General features: G+C 72.8%; 28 protein-coding genes. 21 read left to right on the top strand and 7 right to left on the bottom strand.

Annotated elements, in window-relative coordinates; translation table 11 throughout:
* Positions 1-15: 15 nt before the first annotated feature.
* On the top strand, positions 16-465 hold the full coding sequence (locus AB0C12_RS27065; RefSeq protein WP_360552593.1) for a spore germination protein GerW family protein: 450 nt from the start codon (positions 16-18) through the stop codon (positions 463-465).
* Between the two features lie 242 nt (positions 466-707).
* On the opposite strand, the gene AB0C12_RS27060 is transcribed toward AB0C12_RS27065, so the two are convergent.
* Positions 708-1,568 carry a universal stress protein gene (locus AB0C12_RS27060; RefSeq protein ID WP_360552591.1) on the bottom strand — a complete coding sequence of 287 codons (861 nt, stop codon included), beginning with the start codon at positions 1,566-1,568 and terminating at the stop codon, positions 708-710.
* A gap of 162 nt (positions 1,569-1,730) precedes the next feature.
* Between AB0C12_RS27060 and AB0C12_RS27055 the strand changes: the two genes are divergently transcribed.
* The 12 genes from AB0C12_RS27055 to AB0C12_RS27000 all read left to right on the top strand — a co-directional run bounded on the left by AB0C12_RS27055 (position 1,731) and on the right by AB0C12_RS27000 (position 12,089).
* Positions 1,731-2,219 carry an adenosine-specific kinase gene (locus tag AB0C12_RS27055; protein ID WP_360552589.1) on the top strand — a complete coding sequence of 163 codons (489 nt, stop codon included), beginning with the start codon at positions 1,731-1,733 and terminating at the stop codon, positions 2,217-2,219.
* A gap of 7 nt (positions 2,220-2,226) precedes the next feature.
* Positions 2,227-3,933, top strand: coding sequence for a sulfate permease (sulP, locus tag AB0C12_RS27050; protein WP_360552587.1), 1,707 nt, complete (start codon positions 2,227-2,229; stop codon positions 3,931-3,933).
* 85 nt (positions 3,934-4,018) lie between these two features.
* Entirely contained in the window at positions 4,019-4,468 is a 450-nt protein-coding gene (locus AB0C12_RS27045; RefSeq protein ID WP_360552585.1) for a hypothetical protein, read from the top strand.
* Positions 4,465-5,397 (top strand): hypothetical protein, encoded by a 933-nt coding sequence (locus AB0C12_RS27040; RefSeq protein ID WP_360552583.1) that lies wholly within the window; start codon positions 4,465-4,467, stop codon positions 5,395-5,397. The genes AB0C12_RS27045 and AB0C12_RS27040 overlap by 4 nt, the downstream gene beginning before the upstream one ends.
* Positions 5,384-6,799 carry a V-type ATPase 116kDa subunit family protein gene (locus AB0C12_RS27035; RefSeq protein ID WP_360552581.1) on the top strand — a complete coding sequence of 472 codons (1,416 nt, stop codon included), beginning with the start codon at positions 5,384-5,386 and terminating at the stop codon, positions 6,797-6,799. The genes AB0C12_RS27040 and AB0C12_RS27035 overlap by 14 nt, the downstream gene beginning before the upstream one ends.
* Entirely contained in the window at positions 6,784-7,206 is a 423-nt protein-coding gene (locus tag AB0C12_RS27030; protein WP_360552579.1) for an ATP synthase subunit C, read from the top strand. The genes AB0C12_RS27035 and AB0C12_RS27030 overlap by 16 nt, the downstream gene beginning before the upstream one ends.
* Positions 7,207-7,208: 2 nt before the next feature.
* Positions 7,209-7,427: a hypothetical protein gene (locus AB0C12_RS27025; RefSeq protein ID WP_360552577.1), complete on the top strand. Its 219-nt coding sequence runs from the start codon at positions 7,209-7,211 to the stop codon at positions 7,425-7,427.
* Positions 7,424-7,942, top strand: a complete 519-nt coding sequence (locus tag AB0C12_RS27020; RefSeq protein ID WP_360552575.1) for a hypothetical protein — start codon at positions 7,424-7,426, stop codon at positions 7,940-7,942. The genes AB0C12_RS27025 and AB0C12_RS27020 overlap by 4 nt, the downstream gene beginning before the upstream one ends.
* Entirely contained in the window at positions 7,939-9,675 is a 1,737-nt protein-coding gene (locus AB0C12_RS27015; RefSeq protein ID WP_360552573.1) for a V-type ATP synthase subunit A, read from the top strand. Before AB0C12_RS27020 ends, AB0C12_RS27015 begins: the two co-directional genes overlap by 4 nt.
* Positions 9,672-11,066, top strand: a complete 1,395-nt coding sequence (locus tag AB0C12_RS27010; protein WP_360552571.1) for a V-type ATP synthase subunit B — start codon at positions 9,672-9,674, stop codon at positions 11,064-11,066. Before AB0C12_RS27015 ends, AB0C12_RS27010 begins: the two co-directional genes overlap by 4 nt.
* Positions 11,059-11,685 (top strand): V-type ATP synthase subunit D, encoded by a 627-nt coding sequence (locus AB0C12_RS27005; protein ID WP_360552569.1) that lies wholly within the window; start codon positions 11,059-11,061, stop codon positions 11,683-11,685. Before AB0C12_RS27010 ends, AB0C12_RS27005 begins: the two co-directional genes overlap by 8 nt.
* Positions 11,682-12,089, top strand: a complete 408-nt coding sequence (locus AB0C12_RS27000) for a universal stress protein (RefSeq protein ID WP_360552567.1) — start codon at positions 11,682-11,684, stop codon at positions 12,087-12,089. The genes AB0C12_RS27005 and AB0C12_RS27000 overlap by 4 nt, the downstream gene beginning before the upstream one ends.
* On the opposite strand, the gene AB0C12_RS26995 is transcribed toward AB0C12_RS27000, so the two are convergent.
* The 3 genes from AB0C12_RS26995 to AB0C12_RS26985 all read right to left on the bottom strand — a co-directional run bounded on the left by AB0C12_RS26995 (position 12,046) and on the right by AB0C12_RS26985 (position 14,683).
* On the bottom strand, positions 12,046-13,209 hold the full coding sequence (locus tag AB0C12_RS26995) for a site-2 protease family protein (protein ID WP_360552565.1): 1,164 nt from the start codon (positions 13,207-13,209) through the stop codon (positions 12,046-12,048). The two genes, AB0C12_RS27000 and AB0C12_RS26995, sit on opposite strands and share 44 nt — an antisense overlap.
* A 108-nt stretch (positions 13,210-13,317) precedes the next feature.
* The gene (locus AB0C12_RS26990) at positions 13,318-13,815 is read right to left on the bottom strand and encodes a nitroreductase/quinone reductase family protein (RefSeq protein WP_360552563.1); all 498 of its coding nucleotides are present in this window, start codon (positions 13,813-13,815) and stop codon (positions 13,318-13,320) included.
* A 244-nt stretch (positions 13,816-14,059) separates the two neighbouring features.
* Entirely contained in the window at positions 14,060-14,683 is a 624-nt protein-coding gene (locus AB0C12_RS26985; protein ID WP_360552561.1) for a hypothetical protein, read from the bottom strand.
* A gap of 293 nt (positions 14,684-14,976) precedes the next feature.
* On the opposite strand from AB0C12_RS26985, the gene AB0C12_RS26980 reads away from it, so the two are divergent.
* From AB0C12_RS26980 to cydC, 5 genes are all read left to right on the top strand, one after another.
* Positions 14,977-15,867 (top strand): slipin family protein, encoded by an 891-nt coding sequence (locus tag AB0C12_RS26980; protein WP_360552559.1) that lies wholly within the window; start codon positions 14,977-14,979, stop codon positions 15,865-15,867.
* A 211-nt stretch (positions 15,868-16,078) separates the two neighbouring features.
* Positions 16,079-17,470: a cytochrome ubiquinol oxidase subunit I gene (locus AB0C12_RS26975; RefSeq protein ID WP_360552557.1), complete on the top strand. Its 1,392-nt coding sequence runs from the start codon at positions 16,079-16,081 to the stop codon at positions 17,468-17,470.
* A gap of 11 nt (positions 17,471-17,481) precedes the next feature.
* Complete coding sequence (gene cydB / locus AB0C12_RS26970) at positions 17,482-18,504, top strand: cytochrome d ubiquinol oxidase subunit II (protein ID WP_360552555.1); 1,023 nt, start codon at positions 17,482-17,484, stop codon at positions 18,502-18,504.
* Positions 18,501-20,111 carry a thiol reductant ABC exporter subunit CydD gene (gene cydD, locus AB0C12_RS26965; protein WP_360552553.1) on the top strand — a complete coding sequence of 537 codons (1,611 nt, stop codon included), beginning with the start codon at positions 18,501-18,503 and terminating at the stop codon, positions 20,109-20,111. The genes cydB and cydD overlap by 4 nt, the downstream gene beginning before the upstream one ends.
* Positions 20,108-21,772 (top strand): thiol reductant ABC exporter subunit CydC, encoded by a 1,665-nt coding sequence (gene cydC / locus AB0C12_RS26960; protein WP_360552551.1) that lies wholly within the window; start codon positions 20,108-20,110, stop codon positions 21,770-21,772. The genes cydD and cydC overlap by 4 nt, the downstream gene beginning before the upstream one ends.
* On the opposite strand, the gene AB0C12_RS26955 is transcribed toward cydC, so the two are convergent.
* The 3 genes from AB0C12_RS26955 to AB0C12_RS26945 are packed head-to-tail and all read right to left on the bottom strand — an operon-like array spanning position 21,741 to position 24,016.
* Complete coding sequence (locus tag AB0C12_RS26955) at positions 21,741-22,187, bottom strand: hypothetical protein (RefSeq protein ID WP_360552549.1); 447 nt, start codon at positions 22,185-22,187, stop codon at positions 21,741-21,743. The two genes, cydC and AB0C12_RS26955, sit on opposite strands and share 32 nt — an antisense overlap.
* Positions 22,184-22,822, bottom strand: a complete 639-nt coding sequence (locus tag AB0C12_RS26950) for a hypothetical protein (protein WP_360552547.1) — start codon at positions 22,820-22,822, stop codon at positions 22,184-22,186. Before AB0C12_RS26950 ends, AB0C12_RS26955 begins: the two co-directional genes overlap by 4 nt.
* Positions 22,823-22,867: 45 nt before the next feature.
* Entirely contained in the window at positions 22,868-24,016 is a 1,149-nt protein-coding gene (locus tag AB0C12_RS26945) for a hypothetical protein (RefSeq protein ID WP_360552545.1), read from the bottom strand.
* Between the two features lie 226 nt (positions 24,017-24,242).
* Between AB0C12_RS26945 and AB0C12_RS26940 the strand changes: the two genes are divergently transcribed.
* Genes AB0C12_RS26940 through AB0C12_RS26930 form a run of 3 tightly spaced genes read left to right on the top strand, consistent with a single transcriptional unit; the run spans position 24,243 to position 26,749 of the window.
* On the top strand, positions 24,243-25,139 hold the full coding sequence (locus AB0C12_RS26940) for a universal stress protein (RefSeq protein WP_360552543.1): 897 nt from the start codon (positions 24,243-24,245) through the stop codon (positions 25,137-25,139).
* A 48-nt stretch (positions 25,140-25,187) separates the two neighbouring features.
* A complete protein-coding gene (locus AB0C12_RS26935) occupies positions 25,188-26,438 on the top strand; it encodes an FAD/NAD(P)-binding oxidoreductase (RefSeq protein ID WP_360552541.1) in 1,251 nt (416 codons plus the stop codon).
* Positions 26,435-26,749 carry a TusE/DsrC/DsvC family sulfur relay protein gene (locus AB0C12_RS26930; protein ID WP_360552539.1) on the top strand — a complete coding sequence of 105 codons (315 nt, stop codon included), beginning with the start codon at positions 26,435-26,437 and terminating at the stop codon, positions 26,747-26,749. The genes AB0C12_RS26935 and AB0C12_RS26930 overlap by 4 nt, the downstream gene beginning before the upstream one ends.
* The last annotated feature ends 3 nt before the right edge of the window (positions 26,750-26,752 follow it).

Below are 26,752 nucleotides of genomic sequence, written 5' to 3'. Positions count from 1 at the left end.
GAGGCGTTGGTGGCCATGACCGTCACGACGACCAAGGACGCACGCATCCTGGACACCCTGCGGGAGGCGGTCGACACCGTCTCGGTCGGCAAGGTGTTCGGCGCCCCCATCACTCAGGGAGAGACGATCGTGCTCCCGGTGGCCCGGATCGGCGGAGGCGCGGGTGGGGGAAGTGGCACCGGGCCCGCGGGACCGGGTCAGGAGAACGGTGGCACCGGCGGAGGCCTGGGCATGTCGGCCAAACCGCTCGGTGTGTTCGTGCTGCGCGACGGCAAGGTCGGCTGGCGGCCGGCCGTCGATGTCAACCGGATCATCATGGGAGGTCAGATCGTCGCCGTCACCGCCCTGCTCGTCGTCCGGGCCGTGATCGCCGCCCGGGGCGGCACCACTCACCGGGGCGCGCGGTCGCTTCCCGGGCAGCGGCGTGCCGCCCGCCTCGCCCGCCGGGTGCTTCCCAGGCGGTGACATCGAGGGCCGGTGGACCTCCGAGCCGGCGGCTCATCGACACGTCGAGAGGAATTCGGCCATGGCTGGCCACGTTCCCGGTACGCCCCTGCGGCGCCACGGATTCGTGCCCGTCGTGTTGCCGGCCGTCGAGGACGTCCGGCGGGAGCTGCGGGGTCGGCTGACTGCCGAGCTGGGCCGGCTGCCGAGCGGGGCCGCCGAGGTGAGGCCCGTCTGCCGGGAACCGGGGGACAGGGACGGCGTCAGCCGGTCGCCGCGGCGACCGGACTCTGCGCGTACCGGTCCGGCGGTGGGGCGATCAGGCCGCGGACCAGGATGAGGGGAGCGCAGCTGTGGTGCAGCACCGTCTGGGACACCGATCCGAGCAGGCCGCCGTAGGCGTGCTGCCCGCGGGCCCCGACGATGAGGAGACTCGCTCCCTGTGATGCGGCGATCAGAATCGTTGCCGGGTCACCCGGCACCGTCCGGGCCCGGGCGGGAACGCGATATTTGTCCTCCCGGACGGCGACGAGCTCGGCGAGGTCGGGCAGCCGGTCGCCGGCCGGATCGTCCGCGGTCGGCACGGCTCGCACGACGAGCAGGTCCGTGCCGCGGCGGGCGGCGGTGTCGAAGGCGAAGTCGAGGGCCTGCTCGGAAGCGGGCGATCCGTTGACGCCGACCACCACGGAGCCGCCGAACGGGTGCCTGGCCCGGGCGACCAGCACCGAACAGGAGGCGCGGGCGGCGACGTGCACCGCGCCGGCCTGCGTGGGAAGGCAGACGTGGCCGGACAATCCGCCGTCGCCGACGGCCAGCAGAGAGGCCGTGCGGGCCTGCCGCAGCAGCGTCGAGCCGGGCGCCCCTTCCAGGAGCCGGGTACTGACGGCGAGGTCCGGGGCGACGGTGGAGGCGGCGGCCACCGCGCGCTCGAGCAGCTCGTGCGCGGTGGTGCCGGGTTGGGGGTCGGCCTGCCGGGGGCTGTCCGGCAGCCAGTTGAAGACGTGCACGACCCGCAGGGGCAGACCGTACCGCGAAGCGAAAGCGGCGGCGGCCCGTACCGCCGACATGCTGGATTCCGAACCGTCGACGCCGACGACCACCGGAAGCACGGATGACGATCTCATCTCGCTCACCTCCTCCGCTGTATCTGTCCATCGTTGCCCCGGCTGTGCTCCGCGAGCAGGGCCGATGGACCGTATTCGAGGGGAGAATCCACGCGGATGGCGACCTTCGGCCCTGTCCCGGAGCACGCCCGGCGCGAGAGACTGGAGCCGGGTGAGGCAGTCATGACAATCGAGTTCGCCTTGGTCAGCGTGGACACACCGGCCGACGCCAACGTCATCATCGGGCAGGCCCACTTCGTCAAGACGGTGGAGGGCCTGCACGAGGCACTGGTCGGGATCAGCGTCCATCTCCGCTTCGGCATCGCCTTCTGCGAGGCGTCCGGCGACTGCCTGATCCGGCGTTCGGGCAACGACCCGGACCTGGAGCGCAGCGCCTGCGCCGCCGCCGAGGCCATCGGAGCGGGACACAGCTTCGTGATCATGCTGCGCGGCGGCTACCCGGCCGACGCGCTGAACGCGGTCAAGGACGTACCCGAGGTGTCCAACATCTGGTGCGCCACCGCCGACACGGTCGGAGTTGTCGTGGCGGCCGCCGGCCCGAACCGGGGCATCGCGGCCGTGCTCGACGGACGGTCGCCGGTGGGGATCGAAACCGATGCCGACGTGGCGCGACGCCGCGTCCTGCTGCGTGAGCTCGGCTACAAGCAGTAGTCCGGGCATGGGTACACCACGATCACCGCAACGGCTGCTGCCCGGGCTGGAGGCGCTGCGCGGTTACGACCGGACCGGGCTGCGCGGCGATCTCCTCGCGGGACTGACCGTGGCCGCCTATCTCGTCCCGCAGGTGATGGCCTACGCGACGTTGGCCGGCCTGCCGCCGGTGACCGGGCTGTGGGCGATCCTGGCGCCGCTGGCGCTGTACGTTTTCCTCGGCTCCTCGCGGAACCTGTCGGTGGGTCCGGAGTCGACCACGGCGTTGATGACGGTGGCGGTGGTTGCCCCGCTCACCGGCGGTGACCCGGCCCGCCACGCGGCGCTCGCCGCCACCCTGGCCATCCTGGTGGGCCTGCTGTCTGTGCTGGCCTTCGCCGCGCGTCTCGGGTTCGTCGCCGACCTGTTGTCCAAGCCGATCCTGGTCGGCTATCTGGCCGGGGTCGCGGTCACGATGATCGTCGGTCAGCTCGGCGAGCTGACCGGGGTGCCGGTCGACAGCGGTGGTATCCCCGCCGAGCTCGCCTCGTTCGCGGCCCATCTGGGCGACCTGCAGCCGGTCACCGCGTCGTTCGCCGCTGCCGCGCTGGGACTGTTGTTCCTCGGTCAGTGGCGCTACCCACGCCTGCCGACACCGCTGGTCGTGGTCATGCTGGCCACGCTCGCGGTGGTGACCTTCAACCTGCAACGGCACGGCCTGGCCGTCGTGGGGACCGTTCCGGGCGGGCTGCCCACCCCGGCTCTGCCCGACTCCGGCGACCTGCGGCATCTGCTGCTTCCCGCGGTCGGTGTGCTCGTCGTCGGGTACACCGACACGGTCCTGACCGCGCGGGCCTTCGCCGCCCGCGGCGGCACCCCCGTCGACGTGAACCAGGAACTGCTGGCGCTGGGCGCGGCGAACCTCGGCGCCGGGCTGTTGCGCGGCTTCCCGATCAGCAGCAGCGGCAGCCGCACCGCGCTGGCCGTGGCGTCCGGCGCGCGGAGTCAGGTGTACTCGCTGGTCGCCCTGGCCTGCGTGGTGGCGGTACTGGTCTTCGCCGGGCCGATGCTGGCGCGCTTCCCGACCGCCGCGCTCGGCGCGATCGTCGTGTACGCCGCCACCCGCCTGATCGACATCGCCGCGTTCCGTCGGCTGGCGGCGTTCCGGCGCAGCGAAATCCTGCTCGCGCTGGCCGCCCTCGTCGGCGTGCTCGTCTTCGACATCCTCTACGGCGTGCTGCTGGCCGTCGGTCTGTCCGTCGCGGAGATGCTGCACCGCGTGGCCCGCCCGCACGATGCCGTGGAGGGCTTCGTGCCGGACCTCGCCGGTATGCACGACGTCGACGACTATCCGCAGGCCACCACCGTGCGCGGGCTGGTGGTCTACCGCTACGACTCGCCGCTGTTCTTCGCCAACGCCGAGGACTTCCGGCGGCGGGCGCTGGCGGCGGTCGCGGACCAGCCGGATCCGGTCCGCTGGTTCGTGCTGAACGTCGAGTCCAACGTCGAGGTCGACAGCACGGGGCTGGACGCGCTGGAGGAGCTCCGGGCCGAGCTGACCGGCCGCGGCATCGTCTTCGCGCTGGCCCGGGTGAAGCAGGACCTCCTCGCCGCGCTGAACGGCTACGGGCTCATCGCCGCCGTCGGGACGGAGCGGATCTTCCCGACCCTGCCCACCGCAGTCAGCGCGTACCGGCGCTGGTGCGACGCCCATCCGGATCCCGGTCGGCACTGACCCGGAGGTCCCGCCGTCCCGGGCTGTGTGGCCCTGACCGGGGCGGCGCAACGCTGGCATCGTCGGTCCCGGAAGGAGCGCCGCCATGCCTGGTCTGCGTGATCTGCTGAGCAGATTCCGGGCCGCCGGGGCGCCCGGTGCACCGGGCGCGGCCGGGATGCCCGTCGACCCGCGTGCCGCTGTGACCGCGGAGCTCGAACCGGTCTTCGCCGCGCTGGCCGAGACCACCGCCGAGGGGCAGCGCCTGCGGGCTGCGGGCGCCGCCGAGGCTCAGCGGTGTCTCGACGAGGCCCGCGAACGGGCGGCGGGCACAGTCACCCAGGCACGCGGCGCGGCCGAGGCGGCCCGCGCGACCGAGACGGCGCGGCTGCGCGAGCGGGCCGAGACCGACGTGGCAGCGATCGAGGCGGAGTCCCGGACGGCTGCCGAGCAGATCACCCGTCGCGCCGCCGAACAACTGCCCGTCCTGGTGAACGAGGTTGTCGACCAGGTCCGGCGGGACATCACGGCGCTCTGCACCGGGTCCGCGCCATGACCACCGGATGGGTCGCCGGGAGCGTACGGGCCACCGCGATGGCACGCCGGCGAATGGGCGTGGCCGCGGCCCGGGAACTGGCCGCCTGTCCCGGGCTGCCCGAGGCATTGGAGATCCTGGCCCGCTCGCCGTACGGCCGGGAGGTCCGCACCGGCGACCAGCTCGCCACCGCGGAGCGCGCGGTGGCTTCGACGACGTTGTGGAACCTGCGGGTGCTGGCCGGCTGGCTGCCCGCCGAAGGCGCCGAGCTGTTCCGGCTGCTGGCCGCCTGGTTCGAGATCGCGAACATCGACGAGCACCTGCGTGGTCTCGCCGCCGGCCCGCTCGACGCCGGCGTGCCGCCGTTCCGGCTGGGCAGCCTGGCCACGGCCTGGCCACGACTGTCCGGGACCACCTCGCCGGTCGAACTGCGCACCGCGCTCGCCACCTCCGCCTGGGGGGACCCCGGTGCCGACTCGCCCCGGGCCATCTCGACGTGGCTACGGGTGTCCTGGGCGGTCCGGGTCAGCGCCGGCGTCGAACCCGCCCGATCGTGGGCGGCCGGGGCCGTCGCGTTGCTGGTGGCGCGCGAACACGTCGCACGTCAGCGACCGTTGCCCGAGGCCGCCGCGGCGGCTGCCGGCAAGCTGCTGGGCGCCGGCTGGATCGGCTCGACCGGCCTGGCGGATCTCGCCGAGCGGCTGCCCGCTGCGGCCGGGTGGGCCCTGGACGACGTGACGAGCACCGCTGACCTGTGGCGGGCGGAGACGCGATGGTGGGCCCGGCTGCGCCGCGACGGCAAGACGCTCCTGCTGCGTCCCGCGTTCGATCGGCAGCGGCCGCTCGGAGCCGTCGCCGTGCTGGCCGCCGACGCCTGGCTCGTGAGCGCTGCGCTGGAGCTGGCGGCAAGGGGTGGCGCCCACCGGGAGGTGTGGGATGCGCTGGCGTGATGCGCTGAGCCCGACGCCGATGACCCGGGTCGCCCTGGTGGCACCGCAGTCGCGTCTGCGTGAGGTCCTCGTCCGGGTGGCCGACGCCGGGGTGATCGAGTTCGAGCGCGTCCTGGCCCCCGGCGATGCGCCGGCCGGCGAGGCCATGCGACGTCTGCAGCGCACGGCCGCGCCGGCCGGCCCGGCACGACTGTCGCAACACGGTCCTGACCTCGAACAATGGGAACGCGCCGGGCGCAGTGATCTGCTCGCCGGCGAGGCTCAGCTGGCCGGGCACGCCGCCGAGGCGGTGCGTCGCGACGACGTCGCGGCCCTGCTCGGCTGGGCACCGTCGGACCGGATCGGAGCACTCGCGGCTCGGCTCGCGGACCTCGGTGGCGCGGTGGCGTCACTGCCGGCCCCACGGGGCATCCAACCGCCGACGGCGACCTCACCGGACCCGCTGCGCGCAGGCCTCGCACCCCTCGTCAGCACGTACACGACGGTGCCCTACGCCGACGTCGATCCGACGGTGCTCGCCGGGCTGGCCTACGTCGTGATGTTCGGCGCGATGTTCGGCGACGTCGGGCACGGGGCTCTGCTGGTGCTCGGCGCGCTCGCCATCCGCCGGGCCCGTCCGCAGCGGCTGGCCCGGCTCCAGCCGTACTGGCGGTTCGTGGCCGGGGCCGGCCTGTTCAGCATGCTCTTCGGCCTGCTGTACGGCGAATGCTTCGGCCCGACCGGGCTGGTGCCCACGCTCTGGCTGGCCCCGATGGACCATCCCGTGCCGCTGCTGCTGGCCGGGGTCGGCCTCGGGGCCGTGCTCCTGGCGGGCGCGTACGCGCTGGGCACCGTGAACCGGGTCCGGGAGAGCGGCTGGCCGGTCGCTCTCACCGCGCCGTCGGGGCTGGCCGGCAGCGCTCTCTTCCTGGCGGCCGGCCTCGGCGTGGCCGCCTGGTACCTGACGCTGGGATGGCTCGCCCTGATCGCCGTCCTGCTCGCGCTGACCGGCCTGGTCCTGGCCTTCGCCGGGCTCCTGGCCGAGGCCGGCGGCGGGGTGTCCGGCACCTTCCAGGCGCTGATGGAGACCCTTGACGTGGTCATCCGGCTCGGCGCCAACGCCGTCTCGTTCGCCCGCCTGGCCGCGTTCGGGCTGACCCATGCCGTGCTCAGCGGCATCGTCTGGGCCGCCACGGCCGGGCTGTGGCAGCGGGGCGTCGCCGGTGCGGTGGCCGCCGTCGCCGTCTTCGCGGTCGGCAACGCTCTGGCGTTCTCGCTGGAGGCGCTGGTCGCCGGCGTGCAGGCATTGCGGCTGGAGTACTACGAACTGTTCTCCCGGGTGTTCCAGGGGGCGGGCCGTCCGTTCCGCCCCTGGCACGTACCCACCGACACGATCGGAGATGCGCCATGTCCGCCTGGCTGATTGCCCTGCCCGCGCTGATCGGTGGCGCCGCGTGCGCCCTGGCCCTGATCCGCCGCCGAGGGCGGGCGGGCATCCGGATCCTGGCCGCCGCCGACGTCGCCGTGCTGGTGGCCGCCGCCGCGCTCACGGCGGTGACGCTGACCGCCGGGCCGGCCGCGGCGGCGCCGGTCACCGCGGCTGAGGCTGCCACCGGCAGTGGTGGGACGGCGCTGCTCGCCGCGGCGATCGCGGTCGCGGGATCGTCGATCGGCGCCGCGATCGCGGTCGCCTACACCGGCGCGGCCGCACTGGCCGCGATGAGCGAGCGACCCGAGCTCTTCGGCCGGGCCATGGTCATCGTCGGGCTGGCCGAGGGCATCGCCATCTACGGGCTCATCGTGTCGATCATCCTGATCGGGAAGGCCTGACGATGAGCCACGTCGCGGTGATCGGTTCCCGGACGGCGGTCCAGGGTTACGGGCTCGCGGGTGCGCTGATCCGCGTGGCCGAGGATCCGGGCGCCGTGCGGCGGGCCTGGACGACCCTGCCCCCCGACGTCGGCGTCGTCGTGCTGACGGGCGCGGCGGAGGCGGCACTGCACGGGCGCCTCGACGGCACCGGCGCTCCGCTGATCGTGGTGATGACATGACCCCGCGGGCCGACGAGAGCCTGTCCGAGGCGCTGACCCCGGTGCGGACCGCCGTCCTGACGGCCGCCCGGCAGGAGGCGGACCTGCGGGTGGCGCAGGCCCGCGCCCAGGCGGCCGAGGCACTCACGGCGGCCGGCAGCCGGGCCGAGGAGATCATCGCCGCCGCGCGCGACGCCGGCCGTGCCGACGCCGAGGCCGGGTACGCGACCGAGCAGTCGCGGGCCCGGCGCACGGCCCGCGCCCGCACGCTGCGGGCCCGCCGTGACGCCTATGAGCAGCTGCGCCGGCAGAGCAGGATCGCCGTGCTGCGGATCCGGGACGAACCCGGGTACCCGGCCGTACGGGCAGCCCTCACCGCGGAGGTCCACCGCCTGCTCGGTCCGGGCGCCGAGATCGTGGAGGCGCCGGGCGGGGGAGTCGTCGGACGATCCGGTGCCCGCCGCGTCGACCTGTCGCTGATCGCGTTCGCCGATCGCGCGGTGGATCCGGTCGTGGCCGGGACGGACCAGCCATGACGACCGGAACGGTGCGGCGCGTCAACGGCCCGCTCGTCGAAGCGGACGGGTTGACCGGCGCGGCGATGGCGGAGCTCGTCGAGATCGGCGCCCGTCGCCTGCCCGCCGAGGTCGTGTCGATGCGCACCGATGCCTCCGGACACGGCGGGGGCACGGTGACCCTTCAGGCCTACGAATACACCGGCGGGGTCTGCCCCGGAGATCCGGTCCGGGCGCTGGGCCGGCCGATCTCGGCACTGCTCGGTCCCGGCCTGCTCGGTGGCGTCTTCGACGGACTGCTCCGCCCTCTGGTGGGTGCCGGTGTCTGGCTCGAACCGGGTGCCTCCCGTGCGGACGGGAGCCGATCCTGGCCGTTCGATCCAGCGGTCCGAGCCGGGCAGCAGGTGTTCCCCGGCACGCTGCTGGGCACGGTGGGCGATGGGGGACCGGTCCGGCACAAGGTACTGGTGCCGACCGGTGTCAGCGGACAGGTGCAGTGGATCGCGGATCGCGGCGGCTACCGTGCGGACACCCCGGTCGTCCGGGTGGACGGCTCGGACATCGCGATGGCTCATTGGTGGCCGGTGCGCCGTCCCCGGCCGTACCGTGAGCGCCAGGTCGTGCCGACCCCGTTGCGGACCGGCCAGCGGGTTCTGGACGCTCTGCACCCGATCGTCAAGGGCGGTACCGCCGCCGTGCCCGGCGGGTTCGGCACCGGCAAGACGATGCTGCTGCAACAGGTGGCCAAGTGGTGCGACGCGGACGTCATCGTGTACGTCGGTTGCGGCGAACGCGGCAACGAGATGGCGGACGTGGTGGCGGAGTTCGATCGGCTCACGGATCCGCGGACCGGAGGCCGCCTGGCCGAGCGCACGGTGGTCGTCGCCAACACCTCGAACATGCCGATCATGGCGCGGGAGGCGAGCATCTACACCGGTGTCACGGTCGCGGAGTACTTCCGGGACATGGGTCACGACGCCTTGGTCATCGCTGATTCCACCTCGCGATGGGCGGAGGCGGTCCGCGAGTTCGCGTCGCGGGCCGGTGCGCTGCCCGCGGAGGAGGGCTATCCGGCCGGGTTGGCTTCGGCCCTCGCGGCGTTCTACGAGCGAGCGGCCCGGGTCAGCACACTGAGCGGCAGCGAGGGATCGGTTTCGATCATCGGCGCCGTGTCACCGCCCGGCGGCGACATGACCGAACCGGTCACCGCCGGAACGCAGCGCTTCGTCCGGTCGCTGTGGATGCTCGACCGGGACCTGGCCTACGCCCGGCACTATCCGGCGGTCGCCTGGAGCGGCTCGTACTCCCGCGACGCCGACGCGGTGGGCGCCTGGTACGCCCGCCACGGTGATCCCGGCTGGGCCGCCCGCCGGGCCCGGATGGCCGCTGTCCTCGCCGAGGCCGACCGGCTCGCGGACCTGGCCGAGCTCGTCGGGGTCGGCGCCCTGCCCGGCCACGAACGCATGGTGATGCTCGCCGGGCGCCTGTTGCGCGAGGGTGTCCTGCAGCAGAGCGCCCTGTCACCGCACGACGCGTACTGCCCGCCGGACAGATCCGCCGCGCTCATCGACGCTGTGTTCGACGTCCTCACCGCCGGCGAGGAACGCGTCGCCTCCGGCGTGCCGGCCACTGTCGTGGAGGAGCTGGACTTCTCCCCGCTGTTGCGGGCGCGCGACGACACCGCGCAGGACGATCTCGCCGGCATCCGGGCGCGACGCGACGCTGTGCTGACGAACGTGCGGGAGCTGACATGAGCACTGCCGTCGAATACTCGGACGTCGTGGAGGTCCGCGGACCGCTGCTGATCGTGCGCGGGGTGAGCGGGGTCGGCTGGGACGAGTTCGCCCGGATCCGCATGCCCTCGGGCGAGAACCGGCACGCCCTGGTCCTCGAGGTCGACCGGGATCTGGCCGTCGTCCAGGTGCTGGAGGGCACCGGCGGGATCCAGCGGGTCGGCACCGCCGCCACCTTCGACGGCAGCCCGCTGCGCATCCCGGTCGGCCCGGGCTGGCTCAGCCGCGTCTGCAACGGCCGTGGCGAACCGATCGACGGTGGGCCACCGGTCCTGGCCGCCCGCACCGCACCGGTCAATGGTCGTCCCCTCAACCCGACCATGCGGGAGCCGCCCACCGACCCGGTCCTGACCGGCGTATCGGTCATCGACGGCCTGACCACCCTGGTACGCGGGCAGAAGCTGCCGGTGTTCTCGGTCGCGGGCCTGCCCCACCTGGAGCTCGCCACCCAGATCGCCGCCCAGGCCACGGCGGGCGGGGAGCCCTTCTGTGTCGTCGTCGCCGCGATGGGCCTGACCCACGCCGACGCCGACGTCGTCCGCGACGCGCTGGAGGAGCGCTCCGCCGCGGGGGAGCTCGTGCTGTTCCTGAACACCGCTGACGACCCGGTGGTCGAACGCATCCTGGTGCCCCGCATCGCGCTGACCGTCGCGGAGGACCTCGCCTTCACTCTCGGCCGGCACGTCCTCGTGGTGGCCGCCGACATGACCAGCTACTGCGAGGCGGTACGCGAGGTGTCGGCCGCCCGCGGCGAGGTGCCCGCCCGGCATGCGTACCCGGGCTACCTCTACAGCGACCTGGCCTCCCTCTACGAGCGCTGTGGCCGTATCCGTGGCCGGCCCGGCTCGGTGACGGTGCTGCCGATGCTCACCATGCCCGGCGGTGACATCACGCACCCGATCCCGGATCTGACCGGGTACATCACCGAGGGCCAGGTCGTGCTCTCCGCCGGGGTGTCCGCCCGGGGCGTGTACCCACCGGTCGAACCACTGTCGTCGTTGTCCCGGCTGATGCGTCACGGTGCCGGGCCGGGCCGTACCCGCGACGACCACCTCGATGTCGCGGCCCAGCTGCTGGCCGCGCTGGCCCGGGCCCGCCAGGTGGGGGAGCTGGCGGAACTGGTCGGTGCCGCGGCCCTGAGCGCCACCGACCGGCGCTACCTCGCCTTCGAGCAGGCGTTCGGCCGCGACTTCGTCGACCAGCGCGCGAACGAGATCCGCAGCATCGAACAGACTCTGGATCGCGCCTGGCGGGTCCTGTCGCTGCTGCCGCGGCGGGAGCTGACGATGGTGGCACCGGCCCTGCTCGACTCCCGCCACGTGCCGCTGACCGGGGGCGACGACCATGGCTGAGCTGCGGGTGCCGCCCGGGCGCGCGGGCCGGCTGTGGCTCGGTGATCGCCTGGCGACCGCGCGCCGGGCGGCGACCCTGCTCGACCACAAGCTGCACGTCCTGCGTACGGAGCGGGAGCGCCTGGTCCTGACCGCTGACCGCACCCGTACGCGCTGGATCGCGGTGCAGCGGGAGGCGGATCTGTGGCTCACGCGGGCCGCGGTCCTGGGGGGACAGCGCGAGATCCGTTTCGGCACCGCGGAACACCTGGCCGAGGTGACCCTCACCTGGGATGCCGTGATGGGGGTGCGCTATCCCGGCGAGGCGGTGTGCGCGCTGCCCGCCGAGCCGGCCGGATCGCGGAGCCCGGGCACCGCGGCCTTGATCGAGGCGACGGTGGCCCATGGGCGTGCCCTGCGCGCCGCCGTGGAGCACGCTGCCGCCACCGCGGCGTGCCGGATCATCGAGACCGAGACCCGGGAGACCCGGCGGCGCCTGCACGCCATCGCCGACCGGTGGATCCCGCGTCTCGAGTCCGCCCTCCGGGGGCTCGACGAGCGGCTGGAGGAGGCCGAACGGAGCGAGGCGGTGCAGCTGCGGTGGGCCGCCGGTCGTACCGGATCGGGGGGTGCGCCGTGATCGCCCGGATCCTGCTGGCGGCCGACGACTCCCCGGCGGCGTTCGCGGCGGCCCGGGTGTGTGTGGAGCTCGCCGGTTGTTGCGGCGCGTCTGTCCGGACCGTCGTCGCGCGGCACGCTGCGGCAGGCGCCGGGGAGACGACCGACCCGGTGCTGCGCCATGTGCGGCGACTCGCGGCCGAGGCGGCCGTACCGTGCGAAGGGGTCGTGGTGACCGGTCCCGTGGCCTCCTCCATCCTGGAGCAGGCCGAGGCGTACGACGCCGATCTGATCGCGATCGGCCGGTCCGACTCGACCGGAACGGGCCGTCCGTACGTCGGCCACCACACCCGGCACGTGCTGGAGTTCGCCGATCGCCCGGTCATGGTGGTGCCGCACGGCCCGTCCGGCCGTCACGCCCGGTAGGGCTCAGGCGCGCAGCAGTACGCTCCGGCGTTCCGCCCAGGTCAGCGATGTCCATCGAATGGAGGATGTCGGCGGCGGTCAGCACGCCGCACGGCCGGCCACGATCGGTCACGACCACGAGGCGGTACGGATCGTTCAGCAGTGTGGCGGCCTCGACCAGCGAAGTCCCCGGCTCCACCGCCCGTATCCGCGACGCGGGCACGGCGATGTCGGCGAGGCGGACGAGGCCGCGCCGGGCCACGGGGCACGCGGCCAGACCATCGAGAGTGACCAGTCCGGCCAGCCGGCCGTCGAGGTCCACGACGGGATAGGCCCGGTGCGGGAACGCCGTCACGGTGCCGGCGACGAAGACGGCGACGCTCTCTCCGGCGTATCCGCAGACCGGCGGGGCCGACATGGCCTGCTCCACATTGACGCCGGTCAGGGCGCCGGTCAGCCGTACGGCCGCCTCCTCGGCGCGGGCGGCGGTGATCAGATACCAGCCGATCAGCACCGGCCACAGGCCGCCCAGATCACCCGTGGCCACCGTGACGGCGACTCCGGCGCAGGCCAGCAGAAGACCCAGCACGACGCCGGCCCGGGCGGCGGCGCGCCGGCCGACCGAGCGGTCGCCGCTGACCCGCCAGACGACGGCTGCGAGCACCCGGCCACCGTCCAGCGGGGCGCCCGGCAAGAGGTTGAAGACGGCCAGCAGCGCGTTGCCGACGGCCAACCAGCCGAACCCGGCCGCGAGCAGGTGCGCGCCGCTCCACGACATCAGCAGTGCGCCGGCGGCGAACGCGAAGCCCGCGCCCAGGCTGATCAGCGGACCGGCCAGGGCGATCGCAAGACCGGCACGCGGATGCGGCGGCTCGTCTTCCAGCTCGGAAACGCCGCCCAGCACCCAGAGCGTCACGGCACGGGTCCGTACGCCGTAGCGCCGGGCGGCGAGCGCATGGCCGAGCTCGTGCCCGAGGAGCGCCGCGGCGAACAGCCCCGCGAAACCGATGGCCGCCAACCAGTAGGCGACCGGGGTGTAGCCGCCCGCCGCCCGCGGCAGCACGACGACAGCCAGACCCTGGGCCAGCAGCATCAGCACCACGAGCACCGACCAGTGCACGCCCACAGGAATCCCCTGCATCCGGCCCAGCCTGACGGTTTGGCGCATGGCGACCGCCTCCTCACCACGACGATGGCCGCATCCGACCCGCGCCGCCAGGGCCGACCGACCTGATCGGGAGGTCTGTGACTAGGTTCTCGCCGCCGCCTGGATGCGGAACACCGGGAACCGGGCGGCGACCTGCTCGAATGCCTCCGTGTCGGCCCGCCGGTCGACCGGGATGTGCGGGCGCGCCCCCGGTGCCACCTGGAGGTAGCGGCGCAGGATCGGCGCACGCGACGCCACGTCGACCTCCTCGAGATGCACGGGAGTGCGGCGTCCGGCGCGCAGGACCACCTCTCCGCCGGCGGCCCGGACGTTCGCGACCCAGGCGGTGCCGGTGCCGAGCATCGCGACCAGGTACCGCTCGCCCTGATGGTCGACGGGCACCAGGGGCAGCGAGACCGGCCGCCCGGTACGCCGGCCGCGAACCTCCAGGGTCACCATCCGGCTGCGCCACAGCCCCGCCGAGGCGACGAGGGCGCCGACCTTGTTCATCATCGAGGCCAGGCGGTTGGGCCGCCCCGACCGGTACATCCATCGGCTGATCCGGCCCGGTCGCCGGTCCCGCGGCTGGGTCTCCATCATCGGCCTCCGCTCTCGAACGGTGTCCCCTCGATCCTGACGAGAGGGTGCGGGAAAGGTCAGGGCCGGAAGTCCGTCCCCGGGCCCCGGGCGCCGCTGAGCACGCCCGGCGTGAGCGTCGGCTTGCCGCGGCGGAAAGAGCCGCGGCAGCCGTGTACCGAGATCAAGGGATACCGCCTGCTGAGGCCGTCCAGGCGATCCGCGACAGTCGCCGCGGCCCGGTGGCCGGCGGTCGACCGCCTCGGCGTCACCGCACCGTGCCCGCGCGCCGCAGAGCCGCCGCCGCGAGACCGCGGACGGTGTCCAGGCGGCCGGAGCCCATCTCCCAGCCGAGGTCGGCCACGACGACGACCACCCGGCCGGTCCGGGCCACGTACAGGTACGAGTCCTTGCCGGCCGGCTGTCCGGACGGATCCTCGAACTCCTGGCGCAGGCGGATGAGCAGGGAGCGGGGCTCGGTGGTGCCGACCTCCTCGACCGTCCACCGTCCGGTCTCGTCGGTGCAGCCGCTCTGGCGGCCCACGGACACGCGCAGATCCCGCAGATAGGCCGCCGCGGTGGCGCCCCGGAAGGTCATGACGTGCTCCAGCAGCGTGGTGTGGAACTCCGCGACCGGGAAGTCGATCAGGACCGTGCCCTCCGCCTGTCGCAGCAGCAGGCTGGGGTAGCGGCGAGGGCCGCACGGCAGCGGCGGGCGCAGGTGACGGCCGAACTCGTCGGTGACCGCCCGCGGCTCCGCGCCGGCCAGATCTTCCGGCTGAAGGAAGGCCGACTCCGGGACGGCATCGAGCGGGCGCCGGCCGCGGGTGCCGGCGGGATTCTGCGGTGTGTCGCCGATCGAGCTGCGTTGCGGGTAGGTGGTGTCCGACATCGCTGACCTCCGTTGACGGGGCGTACACGTTGATGCCGGGACTTCCCGGAGCCGTTCGGCACTCGAGGGGCGTGGTGCCGGTGCTGACAGCCGGCGTGCCCGGCGCTTCCCCGCAGTCTTGGCGTGTCCACGAACGACCACCAGGGCCGATGGACCTGAGAGGACGCCGGGTAAGGGGCCCCTGTGACCTTCGGCCCTGGTCGCGGTCCGCCGGACGGCGGACGGTGGGAACAGGCAGGCGCGGGCCGCCGGACAGCGGGTCCTCCGGACCGCACGTGCCGGAGGAGCCCCTCATGAACACCCTCACCACCACACTGATCATCGTGGGCGCCGTGCTGCTCGTCGTCCTGGCGCTGGCCCTGCGCATCGTCAAGCAGTACGAGCGCGGAGTGCTGTTCCGGCTGGGCCGGGTCATCGGTGTCCGGGAGCCCGGCCTCCGCGTGATCATCCCGGTCATCGACGTGCTTCGCCGGGTGTCGTTGCGCATCGTGACGATGCCGATCCAGTCCCAGGGCATCATCACGCGGGACAACGTGAGCGTGGACGTGTCCGCCGTGGCCTACTTCCGGGTCGTCGACGCGGTCAAGTCCGTGGTCGCGATCGAGAACGTGCACGCCGCCATCAACCAGATCGCGCAGACCACCCTGCGCAAGGTCGTCGGCCGGCACACCCTGGACGAGACCCTGTCGGAGACCGACCGGATCAACGCCGACATCCGCGAGATCCTGGACGTCACCACCGTCGAGTGGGGCGTCGAGGTCACCCTGGTCGAGCTGAAGGACATCCAGCTGCCCGAGGCCATGAAGCGGGCGATGGCCCGGCAGGCCGAGGCCGAACGGGAGAAGCGAGCGAAGATCATCAACGCCGAGGGGGAGTCGCTGGCCGCGGCGGCGCTGGGCGACGCGTCGGACACGATGATGGCGCATCCGCTGGCCCTGCAGTTGCGGAACCTGCAGTCGCTGGTCGAGATCGCGGTCGACAAGAACTCGACCGTCGTCTTCCCGGCCCCGTTGATGAGCACCATCGGCGAGCTCGGCGCCTTCCTCGCCCGTGAGGGCGATGCGGCCCGTGACGCCGGCGGGGCCCGTGACTCCGGCGGTGTCGAACGCGGCTCGGAACCGGCGCCGCAGGCACCGGCGATGCTCAACGGCAGTGCTGGTCCCGCCCTCGCGCCGATGCAGTGACCGGCAGCCTGCCGGCATTCTGAGGCAGGGGCAGCGCCGGATGCCGGTACGCGAGCGGGGACCCGGCCGACAGCCAGGTCCCCGCAGCGGGCCGCCCCGATCCCGGCCGGGACAGGACGGGACGACCTTCCCTCAAGACGGGACCTTCGGCCCTGAGGCCCCGGCGCGGGAGATCCGCAGAATCGAGCGCAGCCGTGGAAAGGACATTCCCGTGGACGCGCTCGATCTGGCCCGATGGCAGTTCGGCATCACCACCGTGTACCACTTCATCTTCGTGCCGATCACCATCGGGATGTCGGCGCTCGTCGCCGGCTTGCAGACCGCCTGGGTACGGACCGGCAAGGAGCACTACCTGCGGGCCACGAAGTTCTGGGGCAAGCTGTTTCTGATCAATTTCGCGATGGGCGTGGTCACCGGCATCGTGCAGGAGTTCCAGTTCGGGATGAACTGGAGTGACTACTCGCGTTTCGTCGGGGACATCTTCGGCGCGCCGCTGGCCATCGAGGGACTGCTCGCCTTCTTCCTGGAGTCGACGTTCCTCGGACTGTGGATCTTCGGCTGGGACCGGTTGCCGAAGCGGCTGCACCTGGCCACGATCTGGCTCGCGTCGATCGGGACGTTGCTGTCGGCGTACTTCATCCTGGCCGCCAACTCCTGGATGCAGCACCCGGTCGGCTACGAGGTGAACGCCGGGACCGGCCGGGCCGAGCTGCACAGCATCGGGGCCGTCCTGACCAACTCCACGACCCTGGTGACGTTCCCGCACACCATCACCGCCTGCTTCCTCACGGCCGGCGCCCTGCTGCTGGCGGTCAGCGCCTGGCACCTGCGCAAGCGCAACCAGGAGGAGATCTTCCGACCGGGTCTGCGACTCGGTGCCTGGGTCGTGTTGATCGCCGGGCTGGGCGTGCTGATCACCGGCGACCTGCAGGCCCGGATCATGACCGAGCAGCAGCCGATGAAGATGGCCGCCGCCGAGGCGCTCTACGACACCTCCAAGCCCGCGAGCTTCTCGCTGTTCACCATCGGCTCGCTCGACGGACGCGAGGAGGTGGCCAGCGTCCGCATCCCGTCGCTGCTGTCGTTCATGGCCACCGGCAGCCCGTCCGGCGAGGTCGAGGGCATCAACGACCTGCAACAGCAGTACGCCGACAAGTACGGTCCCGGCGACTACCGGCCGTACGTGCCGGTCACCTACTGGTCGTTCCGCTTGATGATCGGCTTCGGCGGACTGGCGATGGTGGTGGCGCTGCTCGCGCTCTGGGCCACCCGGCGCGGCCGCACCCCGGCGAGCCGCTGGCTCTGGATCGCGGCGATCACCACCGTCGGCATGCCGCTGCTGGCCAACTCGTTCGGCTGGATCTTCACCGAGATGGGCCGCCAGCCGTGGACCGTCTTCGGCGTCTTCAAGACCGCCGAGAGCGGCTCACCGTCGGTCAGCACCGGTGAGGCCGCCACCTCGCTGATCGTGCTGACCGCCCTCTACGGCGTCCTGGCCGTCATCGAGGTCGGCCTGTTCCTCAAATACGCCCGGGCCGGCGCCCCGGAAGTCGAACCACCGGCCGACGAGGACGCAGACCGTCCGCTAGCGTTCGCTTACTAGGAGAGCCCGAGATGGAACTCACCACTGTCTGGTTCGGCCTCATCGCGGTGCTGTGGGCCGGCTACTTCCTGCTCGAGGGCTTCGACTTCGGCGTCGGCATCCTGCTGCCGGTGCTGGGCCGCGACGACCGCGAACGCCGCCTGCTGATCAACACCATCGGTCCGGTCTGGGACGGCAACGAGGTCTGGCTGCTGGTCGCCGGCGGCGCGACCTTCGCCGCGTTCCCCGAGTGGTACGCGACCCTGTTCTCCGGCTTCTACCTGCCGCTGCTGCTGATCCTCGTCGCGCTGATCCTGCGCGGTGTCGCGTTCGAGTACCGCGGCAAGCGCGACGATGCGGTGTGGAAGCGCCGCTGGGACTACTGCATCATCGGCGGCAGCCTGGTGCCGGCGCTGCTCTGGGGAGTCGCGTTCGGCAACATCGTCCGAGGCGTGCGCCTGGACGCCGATCACGAGTACGTCGGCGGGTTCTTCGACCTGCTCAACCCGTACGCGTTGCTCGGGGGACTGACCACCCTCACGCTGTTCACGTTGCACGGCGCCGTCTTCCTGGCCCTGAAGACCGGCGGCGAGATGCGCGAGCGCGCCGGGCGGCTCGCCGCCCTGCTCGCCGGTCCGGCGATCGCGATCGCCGGCGGCTTCCTGCTCTGGACGGCCGTCGACCACCACGATCCGGCCGGCTGGCTGCTCTCGGCCGTGGCCGCGCTCACCCTGATCGGGGCGGCTGTCGCGACCCAGGTACGCCGTGAGGGCTGGGCTTTCCTGGCCACCGGCGCCACCCTCGTGCTCGCCGTGTTCGCGCTGTTCGTGACGCTGTTCCCGGACGTGATGCCCTCCAGCATCGCCGCGGCCAACAGCCTGACCGTGGACAACGCGTCCTCCACGCCGTACACGCTGAAGGTGATGACCTGGGTCGCGGTCGTCTTCACCCCGATCGTGCTGGCCTACCAGGGCTGGACGTACTGGGTCTTCCGCAAGCGGCTCACCGTCGAGCACATCCCGACGTCGCCGCCGGCCACCCGGGAACCGGTGTGAGGCCGCTCGATCCGCGGCTGCTGCGGTACGCCCGTTCCGCGCGGGCGTACCTGGCGGTCACGGTCGCCCTCGGGGTAGCGCTGGCCGCGCTGATCGTCGCGCAGGCGACACTGCTCGCGTACGGGATCACGGCGGTGTTCCTGGACGGCGCCGACGTCGCCGAGCTGACGCCGGTGCTCGGCTGGCTGGCTGTCGTGGTGGCCGGGCGCTGCTTCGTGGCCTGGGCCCAGGAGGTCGCCGCCGCCCGGTCCGCCGCCGGCGTGAAGTCCGAACTGCGTCGCGGGCTGCTGGCCCGGCTGGCCGCGCTGGGACCGGACCAGCCGGCCCGTACGGGGGAGGTGACGACGCTGGTCACCCGGGGCCTCGACGCGCTCGACGCCTACTTCGCGCGGTACCTGCCGCAGCTGGTGCTGGCTGCGCTGGTGCCCGCGATCGTCCTGGCTCGGCTGCTGCCGGCCGACCTGGTCGCCACCGCGACCATCGCGCTCACCCTGCCGCTCATCCCGGTCTTCATGGCTCTGATCGGCCTGCACACCGAGGCCGCCAACCGCCGGCAGTTCCGGCTGCTGAGCCGGCTGTCGCACCACTTCCTCGACGTCGTGGCCGGACTGCCGACGCTCAAGCTGTTCGGCCGGGCCCGCGCCCAGGCCGGGACGATCCGCCGGATCAGCGCGGACCAGCGACGGCTCACCATGCGCACCCTGCGGACGGCGTTCCTGTCCTCGCTGGTGCTGGAACTGCTGGCCACGCTGTCCGTCGCGCTGGTCGCGGTCGGCATCGGGCTGCGGCTGGTGTCGGGTCACCTGGACCTGGCGACCGCGCTGCTCGTGCTGATCCTGGCCCCCGAGGCCTACCTGCCGCTGCGCCAGGTGGGCGCGAACTACCACGCCAGCGCGGAGGGCCTCGCCGCCGCCACGGAAGCGTTCGAGATCCTCGAGGCGCCCGTCCCCGCGGCCGGTTGCACCGCCCCGCCGACCGGCACGCTGGCGTTCGAGGACGTCGCCGTCCGGTACCCCGGACGCGACGGTGACGCCCTGCGGCTCTCGGCACTGATCCAGCCCGGGGAGATCGTCGCCCTCACCGGGCCCAGCGGCTGCGGCAAGTCCACCGCGCTGGCCGTCCTGCTCGGCTTCGTCCGGCCCACGTCGGGCCGGGTCACCATCGGGGGAGTGCCACTGTCGTCGGTGGATCTCGACGCGTGGCGGACCCGGATCGCCTGGGTGCCGCAGCGCCCGCACCTGTTCGCCGGGACGGTGCGGGAGAACATCACCCTCGGCGCCGACGGGGACGTGGCCCGGGCCGCCCACCTGGCCGGGGTGGACGCTTTTCTCGACGACCACGACACCCTGCTCGGCGATGACGGCGCCGGCCTGTCCGCTGGGCAGCGGCAGCGGATCGCGCTGGCCCGCGCCTTCCTGCGCGACGCCCCGATCGTGCTGCTCGACGAACCCACCGCCAATCTCGACGCCGCCACCGCGGCCGGGGTGATGGCTGCGGTGCGGGAGCTCGCCCGTGGCCGTACCGTCGTCATCGCCGCTCACCGCCCGGAGCTGATCGCCCTGGCCGACCGGGTCATCAGCCTCGCCCCGGCGGCGGTGGCGGCATGAACCTGCTCGCCGTCCTGCGGCCCGCCACGGGCCGTCTGCTGCTCGCCGTACTGGCCGGGGTCGGCGCGGCCGGCGCCGGCATCGGCCTGATGGCCACGTCGGCCTGGCTGATCTCGCGGGCCGCGCTGCACCCACCGGTCCTGCACCTGATGGTCGCCATCGTCGTCGTCCGCGCGTGCGGGATCGGCCGCGGCGCGCTGCGCTACCTCGAACGCCTCGTCGGGCACGACGCGGCCTTCCGGATCCTCGGCGCGCTGCGGGTCCGGGTGTTCACCCGGCTGGAGAAGCTGGCCCCGGCCGGGCTCGCCGACTTCCGCCGCGCCGACCTGGTGCAGCGGCTCGTCGCCGACGTCGACGCGGTGCTGGATCTGGTGACCAGGGTCCTGCTGCCCTACGCCGTGGCGGCGCTGGTCGGCATCGGCGCCGTCGCGCTCGTCGGCACGCTGCTGCCGGTCGCCGGTCTCACCCTCGCCGCGGCGCTGATCCTCACCGGCATCGTCGTGCCGCTGCTGCAGTCCGCCGCCGCGCGCCGCGCGGACGGCCGGCTCGCCCCGCTGCGCGGCGAGCTGGCCACCGCGACTGTCGACCTGCTGCACGGCCTGCCGGATCTGACCGCGTACGGGTCGGTGCGGCGTCAGCTGGCCCGGCTCGACGAGGTGGACGCCCGGTTGCGCCGCGCCGAGCAACGCTCCGCCACCGCCACCGGCGTCTCCGCCGCGGTCACCGCCCTGAGCACCGGCCTGTGCCTGCTCGTCGGGCTGGCCGCCGGGGCCGTGGCGGTGCGCGGCGGTCAGCTCTCCGGCGAGCTTCTCGCCGTCGTCGTGCTCACCCCGCCGGCCGTGTTCGAGACCGCCGGAGCCCTGCCCCTGGCCGCACAACGCTGGGCCGGGGCGCGGGCAGCCCTGGGCCGGCTCGCCGAGATCTTCGCGGCGCCCGTACCGGTGACCACCGTGACCGACCCCGACGACGTGCCCGTCGGCCCGCACACGCTGCGCCTGGAGAACGTGACCGCGGGCTGGGCACCCGGGCACACCGCGCTGCGGGACGTCGACCTGACGCTCGCACCGGGCAGCCGCGTCGCGCTGGTCGGGCCGAGCGGATCGGGAAAATCCACCGTGGCGGCGCTGCTCGTGCGTTTCCTCGACCCTCGATCGGGCCGGGTCACCCTGGACGGGATCGACCTGCGCACGCTCGCGCCCGAGCAGGTACGGCGGGTTGTCGGCTACCTCAGCGAGGACGCGTACCTTTTCGACACGACCATCGGCGAGAACCTGCGCATCGCCCGGCCGCGGGCCACGCCGGACGACCTGCGCGCGGCGCTCGGGCAGGCCCGCTTGCTGGACTGGGCCGACACCCTGCCGAACGGGCTCGACACGCTGGTCGGCGAGCACGGCCTGGCCCTGTCCGGTGGGCAGCGGCGGCGGCTCGCCCTGGCCCGGGCGTTGCTGGCCGGCCCGCCGGTGCTGATCCTGGACGAACCGACCGAACACCTCGACGACGAGACGGCGGCGGCGCTGACCCGCGACCTGCTGGCGGCGGCCGGCGACCGTACGGTGCTGCTGATCACCCACCGCACGGACGACCTGACGACGGTCGACGAGGTGGTCACGCTGACTGCCGACGGTCACCTCAGGCGGGCCGCGATGCTGAGCGGCCGGTGAGGCCGGTCGCCGTGACGGCCTGCACGAGCATGGCGACGGCGGTGCCCACCATCGCGACGACCAGGACGGTACGGGCGAGCAGCGTCCATTCCCGCGCGTCGATAGCGAACGGGAACACCACCCAGATCCGGAGCAGCACCGCCAGGCTGATGCTGGTGGTGACCAGATCCCCGAGCGCCTTGAAGCGCGGAGGGTCGTACAGCACGTACACCACGTTGGCCACGATGCCCGCCACCAGCGACACATTGACCAGCAACAGCACCTGGCTCGTGTCCTCGGTCAGAACCGGCACCGCGTCCCAGCCGGGATTGACGTTGACCAGGTGAAGCAATATCGCATTCAGGACCACCGCGATGGTGTAGCCGAAGGAGCGGGCCGCCCGTGACGGCCGCCTGCGTGCGGACTTGGTGATCATGACGGCCTCCGGTCAACGTCTGTCGCGGCAGTGCGCCGCGCCGTGAGGATCTGCCGGGCCGCCAGGACCAGGCCGGCCCGCCAGCCGGGAAGGCGGCCGCCGGCCGGCGGCCGGATCCCGGTCATGTCGTGCCCGCTCCGGGCCAGCAGCCAGGCGACCAGTGAGTTGGAGTTCCACATCTCGCCGGTCCCGAGCTCGTCCCGCCCCCAGGTGGCCGCCGGTGCCTGCGGTACGAGTTCGAGCAGGTGCCGTGCGCGGGCGGGATCGTCGCCGGCCAGGCACGGACTGTCGACGGCCTCGGCGGCATCGGGAATGACGCCGTCGCGCCACCGCCGGATCTCGTACCGGAAGGCGGTGAACCGGCCCAGCCAGGCCAGCCCGACCGGGCCTTGCCGAACGACGCCACGGCCGGTGGTGCGGGTGGCCCAGACCGGTGCCATCTCGATGACGTAGCGGTCGGTGTCGACGGCGACATCGAGTGCGCAGTGGTAGAGATCGGCAGCCGGTCGATGCGCGCGCCGCGCGGCGAACGCCTCGTACAACCGGCCGTTCCAGCGCACCACGTGGCCGCCGGCGCCGAGGGGCAGCCAGTACATCGACACCTCGGCGGCCCGCAGGCCCGGTTCGATGATCATGGCCGTCCGCCTCGATTCCCCGTCGACATCGTGCGTTCGCTCGGCTCAGGCCGATCGCAGCACGCTGAGTCCGGAACGGGTGGTCTCCTGCGCCACGCCGATGGTGCCGTGGCGGTCGATGCCGGTGACATGGAACTCGATGTCCCCGACGGGCTCGGGGAAGAGTGTGGTGTGCCCGTTGCGCCACCGGAACGGCACGGCGATGCTCTGCGGATCGGCCCACGTGGAACCGGCGACGTCACCGCGGTCGTTGATGGCCGTGGCCAGACCGACGTGGCCGGGCAGGCCGATGTCGACCATCCGACCGGCCCGCCACAACACGGGCCGTGAGTCCCCGTTGCTCCAGCTCGCCGAGCCGGCGATCAATCCGGTGTCGCTCAGGGCGTGCACACCGGCGGTGGCGGCGGTCGTGCCGGTCAGCAGATCGGTCATGCGGCCGCGTCGCCAGAGGAACGGGTGTTCGGCGGACGACCCCTTGACGTCGCTGTGTCCGATCACCTGACCTCGGTCGTTGATCGCCACCGGGGTGCTGCCGGTGCCGCCGAGGGTGCCGAGCCGGATCATCCGGCCGCGCTGCCACAGGACGGCTTGCGCAACGGAGGTCTCGCGCTGCGTGACGACACCGATGACCTGACCGTGATTGTTGATGCCTTTCGCGGTGCTGTTCGTCGCCCGGGGCACAGGCAGCTCCGTCAGGCGTCCGCGCTGCCACAGGAAGGCGCGGGTGGTGCCGTTCCGGTCGGAGGCGGTACCGACGACCTGGTCGCGGTCGTCGAGGGCCGCCGCCTCGAGCTCGGTTCCGCCGCTCGGCCGGATGCGGGTGGCCTTTCCGTGGCGCCACAGGAACAGACCACCGTCCCAGAAGCTGCCCAGGACGTGACCTCTGTTGTTGATGTCGAGGGCGGACGCGCGCCGGACACCGAGAGGCGTAGGGGCACGCTGACCGTGCCACCACACCACGGGCTGCCAGGTTTCGGTGGCGTCGAGGCTCGACCCGATCATGTCGCCGCGCTTGTTCATCCCGCCGCCCCAGCAGTCACCGCCGCCCAGCGAATCCAATCGGATGAGCCGGCCGGTGCCGACGTGCGACGACGGGGCCGCAGCCGGGGCGGCGGCGCCCGCCGGGGAAACCGCTGCGGCCACCGTCACGGCGGCGACCACCATAGTGACGCTCACTTTCCGGATCAGATTCATCGGTACCTCCTCGTCCGTCGGCACGGCGCTGGGCCGGGCGGCGGAGGCCGCGCAGTTCGTACCTGCACCCTTCGCCGCTGTTGCGGTGCCGGGCCAGGGCCGAACGTCCTCATGGAGGAGCGGCTCGTGGATTTCCGGGACCTTGGGCGGCCGCCGGGGGCCACAAGACCCGCGTCGTCCGCGGTGGACGGGACCACGCTGGAAGGAGACGGAAAGGAGCCGGCCGATGACGACCGCACCCGAGCAGATCCGCATCCTCGTGGGATACGACGGCTCACCGCACGCGAGCGCGGCGATCGACGCCGGTTCGGCGCTGTTCCCCGAGGCCCACGCGTGGATCACCCACCTGTGGACGCCGCCCTTCGCGAGCGAGCCCCTGCGCCGGCGGCTGTGGACGGGCACCCGCCACATCGACGAGTTCGTCGAGGCGGTCGAGCGCGAGGGCGAGCGTGAGGCCGGGCGGCTGGCGGCCAACGGGGTGACATTGGCCCGGGCCGCCGGGTGGGCGGCCGAGCCGCTGGTGCGGCGCGTCTACAGCGGGGAAGGACTTCAGCTCGGCCAGCTCGCCCTGGAGTTCGACACCGACCTGATCCTGCTGGGGTCACGTGGGCTGGGCGGTGCCAAGGCCCTGCTCGGCAGCGTGTCCGACATGGCGGTGCACTACACCCCGCGTCCCGCGCTCGTCGTCGCGCACCCCCTGCTGTTGGTCGAGGCGGCCGCCCTGCCCGACGGGCCCGTGGTCGTCGGCTGGGACGGATCGGCCGGGGCACGCCACGCCTGCGCCGCGGCGCGACGCCTTTTCCCGGCCCGGGAACTCCTGCTCGTCTCCGCCGACCCGACGGGGCCCGAACCGGCCGGCGTCCCGGAAGACGTCGGCGGCAAGGTCACCCTGGTCCACCTCGACGGTCCACACCGAGGTTCGTCGTCCGCCGTTGCCGAGGCGCTGGTCACGTACGCCCGGACCCAGGCGGCGGCGGTGATCGCCGTCGGTTCCCGGGGCCGGTCCGCGGTGCGCGAGATCCTGCTCGGCTCTGTGGCGATGGCGACGCTGCACCACTCCCACCGGCCCGTCCTGGTCGTACCGCACGAGGACGTCCCGACGGTTGAGGACCTCCGCCTCTGAGCGGCAGCCACCGGCCCGCCTACCGTCGATCACGTAGGGAGGTACGCGATGAAGCGGATCCTGATCCTCGGCGCCGGCACCGCCGGCACCATGGTGGCCAATCGGCTGGTTCGCCGGCTCGATCGCAAGAGCTGGCAGATCACCGTCGTCGACCGGGACGACAAACACGTCTACCAGCCGGGACTGTTGTTCATCCCGTTCGGTGCCTATCGCGGCACGGACCTCGTCAAGCCCCGCAAACGGTTCCTGCCCGACGGCGTGGACCTCGTCCTCGGCGACATCGCCCGGGTGGACGTCGCAGCGGGAACGGTCGTGCTCAGCGACGAGCGAGAGCTGCCCTTCGACGAGCTCATCATCGCGACCGGGGTGTCCCCGCGTCCCGATCAGACTCCCGGCATGCTCGGCCCGCAGTGGCGGCACAGCATCTTCGACTTCTTCACCCTCGAGGGAGCGACCGCCCTGCGCACGGCCCTGGAGAACTTCGACGGCGGTCGCCTCGTCGTGCACATCACCGACATGCCGATCAAGTGCCCGGTCGCTCCGCTGGAGTTCGCCTTCCTCGCCGACGCGTACTTCCGGCGGCGGGGTATGCGTGACCGGGTCGAGATCGTCTACGTGACGCCGCTGCCCGGTGCCTTCACCAAGCCGATCGCCGCCGCGCACCTCGGCACGATGCTCGACGAGCGGAAGATCACCGTCGAGCCCGACTTCCTCGTCGAGCGCATCGACGACGACGCCAAGGCGTTGATCTCGTACGACGAGCGCGAGGTCCCGTTCGACCTGCTGGTCACCGTGCCCCTGAACATGGGCGCCGACTTCGTCGGCCGCTCCGGGCTGGGCGACGAACTGAATCTGGTCCCGGTCGACAGGCACACGTTCCAGTCGACCCGGCACCCGCACGTCTTCGCCCTCGGGGATGCGAACGACATCCCCACCTCGAAGGCCGGCTCGGTCGCGCACTTCTCCGTCGAGGTCTTCACCGACGACTTCTGCCGGCACCTCGCCGGCGAGCCGATGACCGGCAGCTTCGACGGGCACGCCAACTGCTTCATCGAGTCCGGCGACGGCAAAGGTCTGCTGATCGACTTCAACTACGACACCGAACCGCTGACCGGCACCTATCCGCTGCCCATCATCGGACCGTTCGGGCTGCTGCGGGAGAACGCCCGCAACCACTGGGGCAAGCTCGCGTTCCGCTGGATCTACTGGCACCTGCTGCTGCGCGGGCGCCGCATCCCGTTGCCGGCGCACATGTCCATGGCCGGCAAACACCAACCCGCGAAGGAGGGGCAGTCATGACCGTCGCCACCATCGGCGAGAGCCGGGTGCACGTCGACGCCGAGGGTTTCCTCACCGAGTACGCCGAGTGGGACGAGGCGCTGGGCCGGCAGCTGGCCGCGATGATCGGCATCGAGATGACCGACGCCCACTGGAAGGCCATCCGATTCCTGCGCGACGACTTCCCGGCTCAGGGCGAGACCGCCACGCTGCGCCGCGTGTCCACGCTCGCCGGTATACCCATCAAGCAGCTCTTCCAGCTGTTCCCCGGCAAGCCGGCCAAGAAGATGGCCTACGTCGCCGGTCTGCCCAAGCCGCACGGCTGCGTGTGAGAG

It is taken from the genome of Actinoplanes sp. NPDC048967 (genome assembly GCF_040649415.1).
GTDB lineage: Bacteria > Actinomycetota > Actinomycetes > Mycobacteriales > Micromonosporaceae > Actinoplanes.
The sequence above is the reverse complement of the archived record's forward strand: the minus strand, read 5'-3'. Positions and strand labels throughout refer to the sequence as shown.